Here is an 18,516-nt window from a genome sequence, read left to right on the forward strand (position 1 = left end):
GGACCGCCGGAGCTGTCACTGCCCGGCCAGATCGCGGCGTCGGAACGCCACAGCCGCCACGGCCACCGCCACGACGGCCAGTCCCGTCATGACGGCCGCGCCGACCCAGTTCGGATCGGCGGCCGGCGCGGGAGCGCTGTGGTGCAGGATCGAGGTGTCCAGCACCCAGTGGTCGATCCCTGCGAAGGATCCGAGGATCTGCATCAGGAACGACCAGCCGAGCACCGCGTAGACCGCGACAGCCGTCGCACGCGGAGCGACGGCGTGGACCGCGGTGCCCAGTCCGATCAGCAACAGCGCGGGCGGGACCGTGTTCAGACCGGCCTGGACCATGGTCCCGAATCCGATCCCGGTGTGCTGGCTGGCGGCCCCGGCCCAGGCGGCCAGCCCCGCCACCACACCGCAGATCAGCGCCAGCACGGCGGCGACCGCCACCCGGCACAGCAGCCACCGGGTCCGGCTCACCGGACGCACCAGGAGGTTGTCCACCATGCCGCCGGCCTCCTCGCCGCGCGTGGCGTTCACCACGGTCGCCCCGGCGAAGGCGACCAGGACCGCGACCATCACGAACGCGAAGCCCAAGTAGGACTCGGCCCCGGTGCGATGGGCGCCGAGGCGGGCCAGCGCGTCGTTCACGGCTTTGGATCCGGAGACCGATTCGCTCGCGGACTGGGCGATGAGCCCCAGGAAGAGTCCGCCGACGGCCAGACCCGCGATCCAGCCGTAGGCCAGAGGCCGAGTGAGCCGCACCGCGAGCCCCGCCTGACCGCCCAGCAAACCGGTGCGCGCCTTGGCTGTGTCCGGGTCGGGCAGGACCGCCGCGCCCAGGTCACGCCGATCCGCGACGACGAGTGCGGCCACGCTCAGCACCAGCACCGTGGCCAGCGGCGGGATCAGCGCCACCGGCCGGGACCCGGTGAACGCGTGGAACTGCGCGGGCCAGCCCAGCGGTGTGGCCCACCGGGCCCAGCGCAGACCCGGGGACGCGTCGGCGGCGGCCCGGATCAGGAACGCCGCGGCGAACACGACCGCCGACAGCACACTGGCTTGCCGCCGAGTGGCCGAAAGCTGGCCCATCAGCACTCCCACCGCGACGAACACCGCGGTGATCAGTACCGCCAGCAAGCTCACCATCAGCATCCCGGACGCCGCCACCGGAGGCGTCACCCGGCGGCCGCCCGCCACCGCGACCGCGGCGGCCACGGCGAACAGCGCGGCCAGCCCGGCGCCGAGACCGGCCATCGCCTGTGCCGCGGCCCCGCGTCGCGTGACTTGTCCGGACAGCAGCATCTCCCAGCGCCCGGCCTCCTCCTGACCGCGCAGCGCCGATGTGCCCATGAGCAGCCCGATCACCGCGCCGACCAGCGACAGGAAGCCCAAGGCCCGCCACGCGGTGAACCCGCCGACGGTGTCGAGACCGAACGCCGGGCCGAACAACGCCGCCATGCCCTTGTTCGTGCCCAGGGTCTGCGCGAGCCGCTCCCGAGCTGCCGGCGTGCCGCCGACCGCCTTGTAGGCCAGGGCCGACTCGGCGATGTAGTACCCGTAGGCCAGGCCCCACAACGCACCCCAGCGCACGGCGCGCCGTCCGGTGAGCCAGGCGACCACGGTACGCGGCGAGCGCGTCGGCGACTGGGCCCGAAGCGCCGGAGTCGACGCCCGGTGCAGCGTCGGCAGGCGCGGGCGGTCAGACAGCGAGTGCATCAGTGTTCTCCTCGTGTCGGCCGTAGTGCGCCAGGAACAGCTCCTCCAGCGAGGGCTCCCGGCTGAGCAGTTCGCGCACACCGGTCCCCGACAGCGCCTCCAGCAAAGGCGCGACCGGCCCGGTCATCTGACAGCGCAGCCGGTGGCCCGCGACCTCGACGGCGCTGACGCCGGACACCCCGCTGACGTCCGGCGGCGTGCCGTCGAAGACTGCTTCCACCGAGACCGCGGACAAGTGCTTCATCTCCGCCAAGGCGCCCAGCTCGACCAGCGTCCCGGCCCGCAGAATCCCCACCCGGTCGCACACCGCTTCCACCTCGGAAAGGATGTGGGAGGACAGGAACACCGTCCGACCGGTCTGCTTGGCACGCCGCACACTGTGCCGGAACGCCTGTTCCATCAGCGGGTCCAGCCCGGCGGTCGGCTCGTCGAGGATCAGCAGCTCGGTGCGGGCGGCGAACGCGGCGATGAGGTTGATCTTCTGCCGGTTCCCTTTGGAATACGCCCGGACCTTCTTGGACGGGTCGAAGTCGAACAGCTCCACCAGCTCACGCTGATATCCCAGGTCGACGTCGCCGTGTACCCGGCCCAGCAGGTGCAGCGTCTCGGCGCCGGTAAGCGAGGGCCACAGCGCCGCCTCGCCGGGCACGTAGGCGACCCGCTTGTGCACCTCGACCGCGCGCCGGGCCGCGTCGAGCCCGAACAACTCGGCGCGGCCCGAGGTCGGCCGGATCAGGCCCAGGAACAACCTGATGGTCGTGGTCTTGCCCGCGCCGTTGGGACCGAGGTAGCCCAGCACTTCGCCCTGACCGACCTCCAAGTCCAGGTCACGCAGCGCATCGGTGGTGCCGTACCGCTTGCCGAGCCCGACAGCCCGCATCACTGTTCCGCTCATCACACCCGCTCCAGCCGAGATCGGTGTCCGCCCTGTTCCCGGGCAGTCTGCGCCTGGCCGCAGACCGCGGCCAGGGTCGGTCGATCGCCGTGGACAGGGCCCTTCGGCCCTGGTCGTCGCGGGCAGGTCAGCGCTTCTGTGGGCAGCGAGGACACCGGCTGAAAAGCCACGACACTTCGGAGGGCGACATGAGGATCGGCATCAACGGATTCGGCCGGGTCGGCAGGGTCTTCCTGCGGATCGCCGCCGAGCGCGGCCTGGAGGTGGTGGCGGTCAACGACGCCGCCGACACCGCGACCATGGCCCACCTGTTCGCGCACGACTCCACCTACGGCCGGCCCGCCGCCGAGGTGGCCTACGAGGACGGCACGCTGCTCCTCGACGGCCGCAAGATCCTGATGACCCGGCACACCGAGCCGGAACGCCTGCCCTGGGGCGAGCTCGGCGTGGATCTGGTCATCGAGTCCACCGGACGGTTCCGCACCCGCGAGCAGGCCGCCGCGCACCTGACCGCCGGCGCCCGCAAGGTCCTGATGTCCGCCCCGGCCAAGGGGCCGGTGGACGCGACCATCGTGATGGGGATCAACCAGGAGTTCTACGACCCCCAAGAGCACGACGTGGTCTCCAACGCCTCGTGCACCACCAACTGCGTCGCCCCCATGGTCGACGTCCTGCACCGGCACTTCGGCCTGGTCCACGGCTTCATGACCACGGTCCACGCCTACACCGGCGACCAGCGCCTGCTGGACGCCCCGCACAAGGACCTGCGCCGGGCCCGCTCCGCGGCCGGCAACATCATCCCGACCACCACCGGCGCCGCCAGGACCGTCGGCCTGGTCATCCCGGAGGTCGCCGGGCTGCTGGACGGCGTCGCCGTCCGCGTGCCGGTCCCCACCGGATCGCTGGTGGACCTGGCCGCCGTGCTGCGCCGGCCGGCCGGTGCCGAGGAGGTCAACGCGGCGTTCCAGCAGGAGTCGGAAGACCGGCTGCACGGAGTGCTGCGCATGGCCGGGCAGGGGTTCGTCTCCAGCGACGTCGTCGGCGACCCCGCCTCGTGCGTCTTCGACGCGCCGCTCACCCAGGCCCAGGGCGACCTGGTGAAGGTCTTCGGCTGGTACGACAACGAGTGGGGCTACTGCGCCCGGCTCGCCGACCTGGCCCGGTACATGGGAGACCGGCTCGGGTAGCCGGCACCGGACCGGACATCCGGCCCGATCCGGGACCTTCGGCTCTGTCGCAACCCCTCGGCCGCCCCGAAAGCTGGTTCTGAGGCCACCACTGCCTTCCGAATGATCAGAGCCCGCCATGAGAACCACTGTCGTAGTCGGCTACGACCGCACCCTGCCCAGCGGCAGAGCTCTCCTGGAAGCCGGCCGCGAGGCCGCGTACCGGGACGCGGATATCACCGTCGTCCATGTTCGCCGTCCGGACACAGCCGCTTCCCGCGGAACGGACGCCGCCGAACGCGAAGCGTCAGCCTCTACCGCGTCCTTCGGCGCCGGCGTTCTGCGGCACCACTATCCAGGCCTGACGATCCGCGCCGAGGCCCTCGTGGGAGCCCCGCACGAGGTCCTCGCCTCGGCGGCCCGAGGCGCTGACCTGCTCGTCCTCGGATCCACGGACAGCCCCGACGCCACCGGGCAGATGCTCGGCCCGGTGGCGGAGGAGACGCTGGCCCGCACACCGTGCCCGACCATGGTGGTCCGCAGTGGCGAGCGCTTCCCGCGGGGCGTCGTACTGGTTGCGATCGACCTCGCGGAACGGGCCGAGGAGGTGGTGGACTTCGCGTTCGCCGAGGCCCGCTTCCATGCGGCGCGCCTGCACGCGGTCAGCGCTGTGGAACCGGCTGAGCTGCGCGCGCTCGTCGGTGCGACCGCGCCGGCGCCCGACCCCCGTGCCGGGTCCCGGGTCGCGCTCGACCGGATCCTGGCAGAACGGCAGGAGCGCTGCGTGCGGGTCCAGGCCGGCGGCGAAGTCGTCGCCGGACCGCCGACCTCGGTGCTGACCGCCGCGGCCGCCGGCGCCGACCTGGTCGTCGCCGGTGCCCGCCGACGCCACGGCGAGCATTGCGGCGAGCGCTACGGGGTGCGGATCGGACCGGTGGCACAGGCCCTTCTGCGCGGCACGGCATGCCCGGTGATCATCGTGCCCCACTCCTGACCGGCGACGGCGAAAGGACAAGACCATGAAACCCACCATCGTCGTCGGCTACGACCAGATGCCGCAGACCATGCTCGCCCTGGACGAGGCAGCCGCCGAAGCCGACCGGCGCGCAGGCGTGCTGACCATCGTGCACGCTTTCCAGCGGGCTACTTGGGGGGCCAGACCTGGTACGGAACCGATCTCCGAGCACGCCGCGCACGCCGGCGCGCAGCGGATCGCCGAACGGGGCGCCGACCATGTCCGCTCCCGCCATCCCGGCCTGGAAGTCCGGACCCTCGCGACGGAAGGCTCCACCGCGACCGTCCTCACCGAGGCCGCGCGCGACGCCGATCTGCTGGTGGTCGGATGCCACGCGCACGTCGCCGGACTCGTGCTCGGCTCCGTGGCCGAGCGGGTGGCGACCCGCCCGGGCCGCCCGACCATGATCGTCCGTGGTGGCCGGCACGAGCCGCGGGGCACCGTCCTGGCGGCCGTCGACATCGACAGACCCGCCGACGGAGTGCTGGCCTTCGCGTTCGACGAGGCCCGGCTCCGTCGAACCGGGCTGAAGGCGATCAGCGTTCGGGAATCCTTCTGGCCCCGCACCTACGCCGGCGACACCAGCGGGCTGCGGGCGGCCTCGATCCAGGGCGAGGACAACGCGGACCTGGCCCTGCGGGACCTGCTCAGGCCGTGGCAGGCCGAATACCCCGAGGTCCACGTGCGGCGCGAGCTCGCCGACGGCCCGGCCGCCACGATCCTCATCGCCGCCTCCTCGCACGCCGATGTCATCGTCGCCGGAGCCCACCACCACAGCACGCAGGGCCGGCCCATCGGTGACGCACACGTGGGACCGACCGTCCACCCGCTGCTTCTGCGGGCCGACTGCCCGGTCGTGATCGTGCCCCACGGCCCGGTCCGCGCCGTACCCCGCCCGGCTCGGCAGCCCTCCGCCGACCGGCACGCGCCGGCCCGCTAGATCGCCGGCGAAGGAGCGGGCCGCGGCGCCGACGACGAGCGCTGTCGGCCGGGACCGGAGCCTTCAGCTCAGCGGCACCACGGCGACCGGGCACGTGGAGTAGTGCAGCACCGTGTGCGTGACCGGGCCGATCTGCATCCCGTGGCCTTCGCCGTGCCGCCGGGCGCCGGTGACGAGCACGTCGGCCCGGTGCGAGGCCTCGATCAGGAGCCGGCCGGCCGAGCCGGTGGCGACCTGGTGGAACGGCTCGACCTCGGGGTGCCGGCGCTGGACGGAGTGGATGAGCGCGGACAGCCGGTCCTCGCGTTCGCGCTCGATGGCCGCGATGTCGTCGGCGATGCCCGGGTCCTGCTGGCCGTAGGCCAGGATCCAGGGCTCGTCCCAGACGTGGATCACGGTGAGCCGGGCCTGGCGGCGGGAGGCCTCCAGGAACGCGAACTCCAGGACGGTCTCGCAGGGTTCGTCGATGTCCACCGCCGCCACGATCCGGGAGTGGTCGGCGTCGGTCTCGCCGCGGACCACCAGCACCGGGCAGCAGGCGCCGGCCACGGCCCGCATCGCGGTCGAGCCCACCTGCAGATCGCTGAAGCCGCCCTTGCCGCGACTGCCGACGACCAGCAGTTCGGCGCCGTGGGCGGCCTGCGCCAGGAGCTTGCCGGCCGAACCCACCAGGGCGTAGGGCGTCACCCGGAGCCCGGGACGACGCTTGACGACGCTGTCGGCCCCGTGCTGCGCGGCGGCCTCGGCGGTCTTGCGCGCGGCGTCCTGCGAGTCCGCCGGCGGCACGGACGAGCCGGGAACCACCGGCCGCTGGAACGCGGTGACGACGTTCAGGTCCGCGCCGCGCATCGCCGCCTCGCGGGCCGCCTCGGCCAGCGCGACGTCGCTGTGCGGGGTCTGGTCGTAGCCGACGACGACGGTGCTGTTCATCATTCCTCCACAAGGGCTGAAGCCTGCGCGGCACTCGCGCTGCTCCCACCGTCGCGGCTGCGGCGCCGGCGTCCCAGGGTCCGAAGTCCCGGTCAGGTCAGGCCGATCGACCGCTTCGCGGCCCGGCTCGGTTGTACGACTCTTGAAAGAGAAGAACCCTCGCAAAAGGACCCGGCCATGAGCACAACCATCGATCGCGAAGCACCACTCGTCCGCGACCACCCGGAGCACAACCACGACGCCTACCGAGACGTCCTGCTCGCGGTGCAGCGCGCCCTGGCCGCGAACTGGGACGACGACCAGCCGCGCATCGCGGTGGTCGAGCGCAACGGGATCTCGACCGTCTACGTGAGCACGATCCGGGCCGCGGGATCCGCGGCCCGCCTGGACATCCGGGGCGCGGTCCGAGCCGCCCTGGCTCCGTACTCGTCCCTCGCGCCCTACACCAAGGTCATCTTCCTTCAGCGCGGCGCACCCTAGAACACGATCCCCCGATCGCCCCCCGATCGCCGAAGACAGGACCTTCGGCCCGCCCCGCTCGGCCACGGAAGCCCTAACCTCTCCAGGAGGACACCGAAGCGGACCTGCAGGAGGCGGATTCATGAACGACGGCAAGATCGGCGTGTTCCTGCTGGACGACCACCAGGTCGTACGGCGGGGGCTGAAGGACATGCTGGAGGACGAGCCCGACTTCGAGGTCGTCGGCGAGGGCTCCACCGCCGCCGAGGCCCTGGCCCGGGTCCCGGCGCTGCGGCCGCAGGTGGCCGTGCTGGACGTGCGGCTCCCGGACGGCGACGGCGTCACGGTGTGCCGCGAACTGCGCTCGAAGCTGCCGGAGCTGTCCTGCCTGATGCTGACGTCCTTCGCCGACGAGGAGGCGCTGTTCGACGCCATCATGGCCGGCGCCTCGGGCTACCTGCTCAAGCAGACCCTCGGGCCGGATCTGGTGTCGGCGGTGCGGACGGTGGCCGGCGGCGAGTCGCTGCTGGACCCCAGGCTCGCGGCCAAGGTGATGGCCAAGCTCCGCGCCGCCGACGAGAAGAAGGACCCGCTGGCGCAGCTGACCTCGCAGGAGCACAAGGTGCTGGACCTGATCGGCGAGGGCCTGACCAACCGGCAGATCGCCGAGCGGATGTTCCTGGCCGAGAAGACCGTGAAGAATTACGTCTCCGCGCTGTTGGCCAAGCTCGGTCTGACCAGGCGGGTGCAGGCCGCGGTGATGGTCTCCGAGATCAAGTCCGGACAGACTCGCCACCAGTGAGAACGCGGTGCACCATCGAGAACACGGTGTGAGCACCGCGCTCGGCATCAGTCGTCCAGCGGCACCCGCCACACCAGAACGGTGCCGCCGTCCTCACCGGGTCCGACCTCGAACTCTCCGCCCAAGGCCGCGGCCCGCTCCGCGAGGTTGCCCAGGCCGCTGCGCCGTCCGCCGTCCGGCATCCCGCAGCCGTCGTCGGCGACGCGCAGCACGAGATAGCCGTCGGTGGTCGCCACGTCCACGTCGGCCCGTGAGGCCTTCGCGTGCCGCGCCACGTTGGACAAGGCTTCGCGGGTTACCGCCAGGGCGTGTTCGACGGCCTGGTCCGAGACCTCGAAGTCGACCGGACCGGTGAACCGCACCGCCGGGCTGAAGCCCAGCACTTCCGCCGAGTCCTGGCACACCTGCAACACCTGTGACCGCAGTCCGGGCACTTCGTCGCCTGTCGCGTGCTCGGACAGCGCGAAGATGGTCGAGCGGATCACCTTGATGGTGTCGTCCAACTCGGACACGGCCTTGTTGACCCGGTCTCGCACCGACTGCTTCTCAGTGATCTTCAGCACCGACTGCAGGGTCATGCCGGTGGCGAACAGTCGCTGGATGGCCAGGTCGTGCAGGTCGCGGCCGATGCGGTCCCGATCGGAGTACAGGGCCAGCAGGTCGGCGTCGGAACGGCGATCGGCCAGCTCCAGCGCCACGGCGGCCTGCCCGCCGACTTCGGTCAGCATGCGGACCACACCGGCGTCGAACGGCAGGGCCCCGAACCGCTTGGCCGCGACCAGGACGCCGCGGACCTTGCCGGCCGTGCCCAGCGGCGCGATGTAGGCGGGCCCGAGACCCAGTTCCTTCCACAGCGGCCGGTCATCCCACTCCCCCGCCGCGACCGCCTGCCCGGAGGCTTCGGTGAACACCCGGCCGATGTCGGAGTCGGCGATGGAAGCGGAGGAACCACAAGCCCGTTCCTCTCCCATCCCAGCGGCCACTTGGACTGTCAACCGCTCGCCCCCGGAGTCCGGAAGCGATACCAGCATCAGGTCGGCCCCAGCCAGGCCGCGGACCCGCTCGACAAGGACAGCCAGCACGTCGTGGCTGTCGGCGCCGGAGAGCAGGCCGCGGGTCAGCTCGGCGGTGACCTCCATGCGCCGCTGGCGCCGCTGCGCCTCGTCGTACAGACGTGCGTTGTCGATGGCGACACCGGCAGCCGCCGCCAGGGTGGTCAGCAGCGTCTCGTCGTCGGCGTCGAACAAAGCGCCGCCGCGCTTCTCGGTCAGGTACAGGTTGCCGTAGACCTTGTCCCGGACCCGGATCGGAACACCGAGGAAAGCCCGCATCGGCGGGTGGTTGTCGGGGAACCCGAACGAGGACTCGTGAGCGGCGATGTCCGGCAGCCGCAAAGGCACCGGATGCCGGATGAGCTGGCCGAGCAGCCCCATCCCGGTCGGGTAGGGCCCGATGGCGTCGATCTCCTGCTGGCTCAGCCCGACGGTGACGAAGCGCTCCAGGCGCTCTCCGCCGCTGTCGATGACCCCCAGGGCCCCGTACCGAGCCTCCACCAACTCAGTGGCGGTGCCGATGATGGTGCTGAGCACCTGGTCCAGGTCCAGCCCGCCGGAGACGGCCAGCACGCCCTGCAGCAGCTGCTGGACCCGGTCGCGGGTGGCCCGGATCTGCGTCACCCGGGAGATCAACTCGTCGAGCAAGTCGTCGAACCGCAGTTGCGGCAGCAGAGAACTCTTGGGCTCGCTCGACTCCCGATCGGCCATCCCCGGACCGTCCTTCCCCACAGTGCGCGAGCCGATAGCCCGCATCGGCTTGCTTGTCATGGCCAGACTAGTGCGGCCACAGCCGCCGGGAAACAGAGGAGCTCAGGTGTGGAACAGGGTCCAAAGACCCTTTCGGAGGACTCGCAGCTCTGAGGACGATCGAGCCATGGCCGTGGAACTGAGTATGGAACACTTCAGCGAAGTCGAGGCTTTGGCCCTGGCCTCGACGGTCCCGGTCGGGCGAATCGTCCACAGCCGCTACGCTCTGCCGGCGGTCTTCGTCGTGAACTTCAAGCTCGACGGCCGTGACGTGGTGCTCCGGACCCGCAAGGGCCCGTTGTCGGGCGCCGGGGTTCATCAGGGTCGTGGCCGAGCGCATCACCGGCCGCCGCATTCCGCACGGCGCCGACGGAGCCGGAGAGGACTGACCGCCGCCGGCATGAAGCCGGCGATGCACCGCAGGCCGGGAACCCGGTACTGAAGCCCCGGCACCGCACCCCACCACCGAGGCAGTGGAGGACACCCATGACCCGCCCCGTCGTCGTCGGCATCGACGACATCGAACACAGCGGCAGTGCCATCGCGACGGCAGCACGAGAAGCCCGGTTGCGCGGCGCACCGCTCTGGCTCGCCCACGCCTACCACTGGCTGCCGCCGGCGACCGTCGGCCTCACGCCCGGCAACGACAGCCCCGAGGGCGCGGTGCGCGACGCCGCCACCGAACTGCTGGCCCGGGCCCTCACCGCGGTTCACGCCGCGCACCCGGACCTGGACGTCCACACCTTCGCGCTGAGCGGGCAGCCCGGGCCGTGCCTGGCCGACCTGGCCGAAGATGCCGCGCTGCTGGTGGTCGGCAGCCGGGGCCGCGGCGGCTTCGCCGGGATGCTGCTGGGCTCGGCCGCACTGAGCGCCGTCGTGCACGCACGCTGCCCGGTGCTCGTCGTCCGCGGCGAGCCGGCCGCCGGCCCCGCCGTGACCCAGCGGGTCCTGGTCGGCGTCGACGTCCTCGCCCCGACCACCGGCGCGGACGTGCTCGGCTTCGCGTTCGAGGAGGCCGCCCTGCACGGCTACGGCGTGCTCGGCCTCAACGCCTGGCAGGACCCCGGCTACCTGTACCCGGTCGCCCTCGGCAGCTTTCCTCGTCCGCAGCTGACCGAGCTGAACAGCGAGCACCGCCGGTGCCTGGACTCCTTGGTGGCGCCGTGGCGGACCAAGCATCCGGACACCGACGTCTCGACGCAGGTCCTCACCGGTGTGCCCAGCCGGGTGCTGGTGGACTCCAGCCGTCTGGCCGACCTTCTGGTGCTGGGCGCGCAGCGGAACTCCGACGGCGACGGAGTCCGACTCGGCGGCCTGGCGCACGCCGTGCTGCACCACGCGCACTGTCCGGTCGTCATCGTGCCCGAGTAAGCACGCTGCCATTGACGTCCGCGGTACCACGACGACGCCGCGGGACCCCGGCCTTGCGGGGTCCCGCGGCGTCACCAGCGGTATCGGCTACATCAGCGGCTGCCCCGGGCTCGGATTCTCGGCCAGCGCGGCGATGGTGTCCGGGACGTGGAGCTTGCGGCGGGAGACCTCGGTCAGGCCGGTGACGGCCAGCGTGGCCACGCCGATCCCGAGGAACGCCAGCCCCAGGCCGGTGACCAGGTAGGTGACCTCCCAGGCCTGGTAGGCGCCCATCAGGGAGCCGCGCAGCGACTCGCCCATGAAGGCGGTCTGCTTCTGGCCGGCCAGCTTGGTGTCGTTCGGGGCGGCCATGGCCGCGGCGGAGACCTGCGAGTAGGTCTTGCCGCCGGTGGCCTCCTTGATGTGCGTCTCGATCATGTCGGCGTAGGCCTTGGCCTGACCGCCGGTGGTGACCTGCTGTCCGGCGTAGGCGGCCTGGGCGGCCGGCAGGCTCGCCGAGCCCTTGGCCGGGAAGCTGATCAGCTGCTCGGAGAGCTGGCTGCGGACCTCGTGCTGCCCGTGCACACCCTCGTAGATCATGACCGGGCCGGCGGCGATCAGCGCCACACCGGTCAGGGACGCGATGCCGGTGGCCAGGCCGCGGGGGGTGATGTTCATGGTGTCCTCCGATTGGACGTTCGCTGGGTTTCTTCGATGTCTGGTTGCGGTGCCACCGAAAGAGTCCTGCGACCGCGCCGCCGCCGAACCGGCCATGCGGCGCCTTTTCCACCGGGCCGAAAGTCCCGTTCGAACCGGGCCGTGCGCCGCTGCCGGGCCGGAACGCCCCGGACGATGCTGGCGGTGTGGCCGCCGACCGGCCATCTCGGCAGGCGAGGAGTAGCCATGAGCGCACCACAGGACGCAGCTCGGTTTCCCGGAAATACCACGCTGACCTTCCTGGGCGGCGCCGGCACCGTCACCGGAAGCAAGTACCTCGTCCGCACCACGCGCTCCTCCGTGCTCGTGGACTGCGGACTGTTCCAGGGGCTGGGCAAGCTGCGGCGGCGCAACTGGGAGCCGCTGCCGGTCGCGGCGTCCGACATCGACGCGGTGGTGGTGACGCACGCCCACCTGGACCACTGCGGCTACCTGCCCCGGTTGGTCAGGGACGGTTTCACCGGCCGGGTGTACGCCACGCCGGAGACCATCCGGCTGGCCGGGATCGTGCTCCGCGACTCCGCGCATCTGCAGGAGGAGGACGCCGAGCACGCCAACCAGCACGGCTGGAGCAAGCACGAGCCGGCGCTGCCGCTGTACGACACCAAGGACGTCGAACGCTGCCTGGAGTACTTCGCCGAGCTCGACTTCGACACCACGGCCCGCATCGCCGACGGCGTCCAGGCCCGCCTGCGCAACGCCGGCCACATCCTCGGCTCGGCCTGGGCCGAGCTGACCCTGGAGGGGCCGGACGGCGCGTCGCAGCCCTCGACGATCGTCTTCTCCGGCGACTTGGGACGCCCGCGCCATCCGCTGCTGCGGCCGCCGGCACCGTTCCAGGGCGCCGACACCCTGGTCCTGGAGTCGACCTACGGCGACCGCCGCCACGACGACGCCGGTTCCGCGGCGCGGTTCGAGGACGCCGTCGACTCCACGCTCAGACACGGCGGAACGGTGCTCATCCCGGCCTTCGCCGTGGACCGCACCGAGATGATCCTGCACGAGCTGGCCGGCCTGGCCCGGCGCGGTGTGCTGCGCGACGTCCCGATCTACGTCGACAGCCCGATGGCCCTGTCCGCGCTCGACGTCTACGCCCAGGCCCTGAAGGACCGCCGTCCCCAGTTCCTGCCGACCGTCACCGACAACGGCCTCGCCGAGCTGAATCCGCCGGGTCTGCGCCTGGCCCGGACCCAGGAGGAGTCCCGCCGCATCGACGTCCACAACGGCCCGCAGATCGTGATCTCCGCCTCGGGCATGGCCACCGGCGGCCGGATCCTGCACCACCTGGAGACGATGCTGCCGAACCCGCGGACCACCGTGCTGATCGTCGGGTTCGCCGCCGCCGGCACCCGGGCCCGCGACCTGACCGAAGGCGCCACAGCGCTGAAGATCCACGGCCGCTACGTCCCGGTCCGCGCGCGCATCGTGCAGCTGTCCGGCCTGTCGGCCCACGCCGACTACCCCGAAGTCCTGGAATGGCTCGGCACCGTGCCGGCCCCGAACACCACCTACCTGGTCCACGGCGAGCCGACAGCCGCCGAGTTCCTGCGCGAGCGCATCACCGAACGCCTGCGGTGGACGACCGTCGTCCCCCGCCCGGGAGAAAAGGTCCTGTTGCCATGACCATCCACGCCCCCATCCACGCCCCCCGAAGCGGGGGCGCTGATCTCGGCGCCGTCGACTGCTACTGGCGTGCCGCGAACTACCTGTCCGCCGGCCAGATCTATCTGCGGGACAACGCCCTGCTGCACCGCGGCCTGGAGCCGTCCGACATCAAGCCCAGGCTGCTGGGCCACTGGGGCACCAGCCCCGGCCTGTCCTTCGTCCACGCGCATCTCAACCGCCTGATCACACAGAACGGCCTGGACCTGATCACCGTCTTGGGCCCCGGCCACGGCGGTCCGGCCGCGCTGGCCTGCTCGTGGTTGGACGGCACCTACACCGACCACTACCCGGACGTCACCCGCGACGAGGCCGGCATGACCAAGCTGTTCGCGGCCTTCTCCGCGCCCGGCGGCGTCCCCAGCCACATCGCCGCGAACGTCCCCGGCTCGATCCACGAGGGCGGCGAGCTCGGGTACAGCCTGGCCCACGCTTTCGGTGCCGCCTTCGACAACCCGGATTTGATCGTGGCCTGCGTCGTCGGCGACGGCGAGGCCGAGACCGGCCCGCTGGCCACCTCCTGGCAGAGCATCAGGTTCCTGAACCCGGCCACTGACGGCGCGGTCCTGCCGATCCTGCACCTGAACGGCTACAAGATCGCCAACCCGACCGTGCTGGACCGGATCCCGCGCGAACAGCTCGACGGCCTGCTGGCCGCCCACGGCTGGGACCCCCGCTGGGTGTTCGGCGACGACCCGCACACGATGCACCACAAGATGGCCGAGGCTCTGGACTCCGCGCTGGCCTCCATCCGCCTCATCCAAAGCACCAAACGGAACCCGAAAGCCGCCCACGACGGCGTCCCGCCCTGGCCGGTCATCATCCTGCACACGCCCAAGGGCTGGACCGGCCCGCACACCGTGGACGGCGTGCAGATCGAGGGCACCTTCCGCTCGCACCAGGTACCGCTGGCCGAAGTCCGGGAGAACCCGAAGCACCGGCACATGCTGGTCGACTGGATGAAGTCCTACCGGCCCGACGAACTGTTCGACCACTTCGGCCGCCCCAAGCCCGACGTCCTGACCTGCGTCCCGGACGGCGAGGCACGTATCGGTGCCAACCGGCACGCCAACGGCGGCATCCTGACCCGCTCGCTGGACCTGCCGCAGACCGCGCCCTACGCGGCGCCGGTCGCCAAGCCCGGCGAGACGCTGCACGAACCGACCCGGGTGCTCGGCACCTGGCTGCGCGATGTCATCGCCGCCGACGCCGCGCACCGCACCTTCCGGCTGTTCGGCCCCGACGAGACCGCCTCCAACCACCTCGACCCGGTCTTCGAGGTCACCAACCGGACCTGGATGCTGCCCACCAAGCCCGGCGACGACCACCTGGCCCCCGACGGCCGGGTCATGGAAGTGCTGTCCGAGCACCTGTGCCAGGGCTGGCTGGAGGGCTACCTGCTCACCGGCCGGCACGGACTGTTCTCCTGCTACGAGGCCTTCATCCACATCATCGACTCGATGCTGAACCAGCATGTGAAGTGGCTCAAAACCGCGCGGGCACTGCCCTGGCGCGCGCCGGTGCCGTCGCTGAACTACCTGCTCACCTCGCACGTGTGGCGCCAGGACCACAACGGCTTCTCCCACCAGGACCCCGGATTCCTGGACCACGTCGCGAACAAGACCGCTGATGTGGTCCGGCTGTACCTGCCGCCGGATGCCAACACCCTGCTGTCGGTCGCAGAGCACTGTCTGACCAGCCGGGACCTGGTCAACGTCATCGTCGCCGGGAAGAACCCGAGCCCGGACTGGCTGACGCCGGAGGAGGCGGAGCTGCACTGCGCCCGCGGTCTGGGCATCTGGGAGTGGGCCGGGACCGAGGACGACCTGGCCACCGAACCGGACGTGGTGCTGGCCTGCGCCGGCGACGTACCGACCCTGGAGGTCCTGGCCGCCTCGCAGCTGCTGCGCGAGCACCTGCCCGGACTACGGATCCGCGTGGTGAACGTCGTGGACCTGATGCGCCTGCAGCCCGAATCCGAGCATCCGCACGGCCTGCCCGACGCCCAGTTCGACGCGATCTTCACCGTCGACAAGCCGGTCATCTTCGCCTTCCACGGCTACCCCTCGCTGATCCACCGCCTGGCCTATCGCCGCCACGGCCACGAGAACCTGCACGTGCGCGGCTACAAGGAGCAGGGCACCACCACCACGCCCTTCGACATGCTGGTCCGCAACGACATGGACCGCTTCCAACTGGTCTGCGACGTCATCGACCGGGTGCCGCGGCTGGCGCCCAAGGCCGCGTCGGTCCGGCAGGCCATGACCGACGCCCGCGCCCGGCACCGGGGCTGGATCGTCGAGCACGGCGAGGACATGCCGGAGATCCGGGAATGGAAGTGGACGGCATGACCGGCACGCTACCCACGGCCCAGCCACCCGCCCTGGCGAAAGAAGCCGTCCACGCGTTGCTCACCGACGGCACCACGGTGTCCCTCCGTCCGACGACGCCGAAGGATCTCGACGGCTTGAACGCGATGTTCGCCGCGCTGTCCCCGGAGAGCCTGCGCATGCGGTTCTTCGCCTCCGGCAGCGCCGCCGGACGCAGCGCCGCGCAGCGGCTGTGCGATCCGCATCCGGACCGGATCGCGCTGGTGGTCGTGGCGCACCACGGCCAGGACGAGGAGATCATCGGCGAGGGCGAGGCCTGGCGGCTGCGGGCGGACGCCGACGCCGCCGAGGTCGGCTTCACCGTCGCCGAGGGCCACCGCGGCCTCGGCATCGGCACCCTGCTGCTGGAACACCTCGCCGGCGCCGCACGGACAGCGGGCATCCGGACCTTCGTGGCCGAGACGTTGTCGGAGAACCTGGCCATGAAGCGGGTCATCGCCTCCGCGGGACTGCACCACAGTGCGACCTTCGAGCACGGCGGCACCGTCTTCCACGAGATCGACCTCACCGAGGACGACGCGTATCTGGAGGTCGTCGCCGACCGCGAGTTCGCGGCGAGCGCCGCGTCGCTGGAACCGTTGTTCCGGCCGCGCGCGGTGGCCGTGGTCGGCGCCGGACGCAACCCGGGCGGAGTCGGGCGCGCGATCCTGGACCATCTGCTGGCCGCGGGGTTCGACCGGCCGCTGTTCGTGGTGAACCCGCACGCCGACCAGATCGCCGGCGTGCCCTGCGCGCACACGGTCGACCTGCTGCCGGACCGGATCGACCTGGCGATCCTGGCCGTTCCGGCGGACGGCCTGGTCGAGGCGGCGATCGCGTGCGGCCGCCACGGGATCAGGGCCCTGACCGCCGTCACCTCCTCGGTCCCGGCATCGGTGCGCACCACGCTGAAGGCGGTCTGCCGCCGCTACGGCATGCGGCTGGTGGGCCCGAACGGCCTGGGCATCGCCTCGTTCGGCACGGGCATCTCGATGGACGCCACCTTCGGCCCGCACACCCCGCTGGGCGGCACGGCCGGCATCGGGGTGCAGTCCGGCGGCGTGGGCATCGCGATCCTGGATCACCTGTCCCGATTGGGAATCGGCGCCGGCTCCTTCGCCTCGCTCGGCGACAAGGCCGACGTCTCCGGCAACGACCTGCTCGCCTGGTGGTCGGCCGATCCGGCCACCGAGTTGGTGCTGCTGCACCTGGAGTCCTTCGGCAACCCCCGCAAGTTCGCCCGCTACGCCCGGCGCGTGGCACGGTCCAAGCCGGTGCTGGCCGTCGCGGCCGGACGCTCCGCAGCCGGGTCCCGGGCCGCGGCCTCCCATACCGCCGCGGCCGTCACCCCCGGCATCACGCGCGAGGCGCTGTACCGGCAGGCCGGTGTGGTCGCGACGCGCTCGGTCGCCGAGCTGATCGAGGCCGCCGCGCTGCTGCGGACCGGCCGACTGCCGACCGGGCGCCGGGTCGCGGTGGTGTCCAACGCCGGCGGCACCGGGGTACTGGCCGCGGACTCCTGCGCCGAGGCCGGGCTCACCGTCCCGGAGTTCAGTACCGCGCTGCGCGAACGTCTCAGCGCCCTGCTCGGTCCGGCCGCGTCCTGCGCGAACCCGGTCGATGCCGGGGCCGGGGCGGACGCCGCCGCGCTGCGCGGCGCGGTGGAGACCGTGGCCGTCTCCGGCGAGGTCGACGCCGTGCTCCTGCTGCTGGTGCCGACGGCGCTGGCGGAACTGCCGCCGACGCTCGCGGTCGAGGCCCGGACCGGTCCGCTGCCCGTGGTCGCGGTCCTGGTGGACCAAGCCGCCGGGGTCGAGACCGTGATGGGCGCCGACGGACGGTTCATGCCGTGCTACGGCGACGCCGAGACCGCTGTCCGGGCCCTGAGCCACGCGTGCGACTACGCGGAATGGCTGCGCAGACCGGGTGGCGAGGTTCCGCGGCTGCCGGATGCCCGCTCGCAGGACGCGGCACGTCTGATCTCGCTGTTCCTGGCCGCGCACCCCGAGGGCGGCTGGCTGCCGCCGGACCGCGCCGCCGATCTGCTGGCCTGCTATGGCATCCGCTGCGCGCGCCTGGTGCTGGCCGCCGACGAACAGACCGCTCTCACCGCGGCGGACGTGTGGGACGGTCCAGTCGCGCTGAAGGCGTACTGGCCCGAGCTGGTCCACAAGAGCGACGTCGGCGGCGTGCTGCTGGGCCTGTCCGGTCCCGATGAGGTCCGTGCCGGCTGGCGCCGGCTGCACGACAAGTTCGGCGAGAGGCTCTCGGGGGTGGTGGTGCAGGAGATGGCGGCCGACGGTGTGGAGCTGCTGGCCGGCGTCGACAGCGACGCGATCTTCGGCCCGCTGGTGGCCTTCGGCATCGGCGGCACCGTCACCGACCTGGCCGCCGACCGCGCCTACCGGTTGGCCCCGCTGACCGGCGCGGACGCCGACGAGCTCGTGCACGCCACCCGGGCCGCGCGCATGCTGGCCGGCTATCGCGGACGGCCCGGCGGCGACATCGGCCAGGTCCGCGACGTGCTGTCCCGGCTGGCGCTGCTGGCCGCCGAGCAGACCTGCGTGGCCGAGGCCGAGATCAACCCCTTGATCGCCACCCCGGACGGCGTCACAGCGGCGGACTTCCGCATCCGGGTGGAGCCCCGTACCCCCACCGACCCCTACCTGCGCCGCCTTCGCTGAGGCGAAGCAGTGGCGCCGAGC

Annotated in this window: 15 protein-coding genes; 10 read left to right on the forward strand and 5 right to left on the reverse strand. The window is 71.9% G+C overall.

The features are described from left to right. Positions 1-15: 15 nt before the first annotated feature. Both ABH926_RS32155 and ABH926_RS32160 read right to left on the reverse strand, forming a co-directional pair. Positions 16-1,704, reverse strand: coding sequence for a hypothetical protein (locus ABH926_RS32155; protein ID WP_370369656.1), 1,689 nt, complete (start codon positions 1,702-1,704; stop codon positions 16-18). After that, positions 1,688-2,599, reverse strand: a complete 912-nt coding sequence (locus ABH926_RS32160; protein WP_370369657.1) for an ATP-binding cassette domain-containing protein — start codon at positions 2,597-2,599, stop codon at positions 1,688-1,690. The genes ABH926_RS32155 and ABH926_RS32160 overlap by 17 nt, the downstream gene beginning before the upstream one ends. 188 nt (positions 2,600-2,787) lie before the next feature. Between ABH926_RS32160 and gap the strand changes: the two genes are divergently transcribed. The 3 genes from gap to ABH926_RS32175 all read left to right on the forward strand — a co-directional run bounded on the left by gap (position 2,788) and on the right by ABH926_RS32175 (position 5,720). Next, positions 2,788-3,786, forward strand: coding sequence for a type I glyceraldehyde-3-phosphate dehydrogenase (gene gap, locus ABH926_RS32165; protein ID WP_370369658.1), 999 nt, complete (start codon positions 2,788-2,790; stop codon positions 3,784-3,786). Between the two features lie 118 nt (positions 3,787-3,904). Next, on the forward strand, positions 3,905-4,759 hold the full coding sequence (locus ABH926_RS32170) for a universal stress protein (RefSeq protein ID WP_370369659.1): 855 nt from the start codon (positions 3,905-3,907) through the stop codon (positions 4,757-4,759). A 25-nt stretch (positions 4,760-4,784) separates the two neighbouring features. Next, positions 4,785-5,720, forward strand: coding sequence for a universal stress protein (locus tag ABH926_RS32175; protein ID WP_370369660.1), 936 nt, complete (start codon positions 4,785-4,787; stop codon positions 5,718-5,720). Between the two features lie 63 nt (positions 5,721-5,783). Here ABH926_RS32175 and ABH926_RS32180 read toward each other — a convergent pair whose 3' ends face one another. Then, the gene (locus tag ABH926_RS32180) at positions 5,784-6,653 is read right to left on the reverse strand and encodes a universal stress protein (RefSeq protein ID WP_370369661.1); all 870 of its coding nucleotides are present in this window, start codon (positions 6,651-6,653) and stop codon (positions 5,784-5,786) included. Between the two features lie 174 nt (positions 6,654-6,827). Here ABH926_RS32180 and ABH926_RS32185 point away from each other — a divergent pair, with 174 nt between their 5' ends. Together ABH926_RS32185 and ABH926_RS32190 are read left to right on the forward strand one after the other, a co-directional pair. Next, entirely contained in the window at positions 6,828-7,130 is a 303-nt protein-coding gene (locus ABH926_RS32185) for a hypothetical protein (RefSeq protein ID WP_370369662.1), read from the forward strand. Between the two features lie 121 nt (positions 7,131-7,251). Further along, the gene (locus ABH926_RS32190; protein ID WP_370369663.1) at positions 7,252-7,911 is read left to right on the forward strand and encodes a response regulator; all 660 of its coding nucleotides are present in this window, start codon (positions 7,252-7,254) and stop codon (positions 7,909-7,911) included. Positions 7,912-7,958: 47 nt separating this feature from the next. On the opposite strand, the gene ABH926_RS32195 is transcribed toward ABH926_RS32190, so the two are convergent. After that, positions 7,959-9,674 carry a GAF domain-containing protein gene (locus ABH926_RS32195; protein WP_370369664.1) on the reverse strand — a complete coding sequence of 572 codons (1,716 nt, stop codon included), beginning with the start codon at positions 9,672-9,674 and terminating at the stop codon, positions 7,959-7,961. A 166-nt stretch (positions 9,675-9,840) separates the two neighbouring features. Here ABH926_RS32195 and ABH926_RS32200 point away from each other — a divergent pair, with 166 nt between their 5' ends. Next, the gene (locus ABH926_RS32200) at positions 9,841-10,155 is read left to right on the forward strand and encodes a hypothetical protein (RefSeq protein WP_370369665.1); all 315 of its coding nucleotides are present in this window, start codon (positions 9,841-9,843) and stop codon (positions 10,153-10,155) included. A 44-nt stretch (positions 10,156-10,199) separates the two neighbouring features. Continuing rightward, positions 10,200-11,084 carry a universal stress protein gene (locus ABH926_RS32205; protein WP_370369666.1) on the forward strand — a complete coding sequence of 295 codons (885 nt, stop codon included), beginning with the start codon at positions 10,200-10,202 and terminating at the stop codon, positions 11,082-11,084. 87 nt (positions 11,085-11,171) lie between these two features. On the opposite strand, the gene ABH926_RS32210 is transcribed toward ABH926_RS32205, so the two are convergent. Next, positions 11,172-11,741 carry a hypothetical protein gene (locus ABH926_RS32210; protein WP_370369667.1) on the reverse strand — a complete coding sequence of 190 codons (570 nt, stop codon included), beginning with the start codon at positions 11,739-11,741 and terminating at the stop codon, positions 11,172-11,174. A gap of 225 nt (positions 11,742-11,966) precedes the next feature. Between ABH926_RS32210 and ABH926_RS32215 the strand changes: the two genes are divergently transcribed. The 3 genes from ABH926_RS32215 to ABH926_RS32225 are packed head-to-tail and all read left to right on the forward strand — an operon-like array spanning position 11,967 to position 18,495. Next, positions 11,967-13,403, forward strand: a complete 1,437-nt coding sequence (locus ABH926_RS32215) for an MBL fold metallo-hydrolase RNA specificity domain-containing protein (protein WP_370369669.1) — start codon at positions 11,967-11,969, stop codon at positions 13,401-13,403. Next, positions 13,400-15,793: a phosphoketolase gene (locus tag ABH926_RS32220; protein ID WP_370369670.1), complete on the forward strand. Its 2,394-nt coding sequence runs from the start codon at positions 13,400-13,402 to the stop codon at positions 15,791-15,793. Before ABH926_RS32215 ends, ABH926_RS32220 begins: the two co-directional genes overlap by 4 nt. Further along, positions 15,790-18,495 carry a GNAT family N-acetyltransferase gene (locus tag ABH926_RS32225; protein WP_370369671.1) on the forward strand — a complete coding sequence of 902 codons (2,706 nt, stop codon included), beginning with the start codon at positions 15,790-15,792 and terminating at the stop codon, positions 18,493-18,495. Before ABH926_RS32220 ends, ABH926_RS32225 begins: the two co-directional genes overlap by 4 nt. The last annotated feature ends 21 nt before the right edge of the window (positions 18,496-18,516 follow it).

Origin of the sequence: Catenulispora sp. GP43 (assembly GCF_041260665.1) — a bacterium.
Classification (GTDB): Bacteria; Actinomycetota; Actinomycetes; order Streptomycetales; family Catenulisporaceae; genus Catenulispora.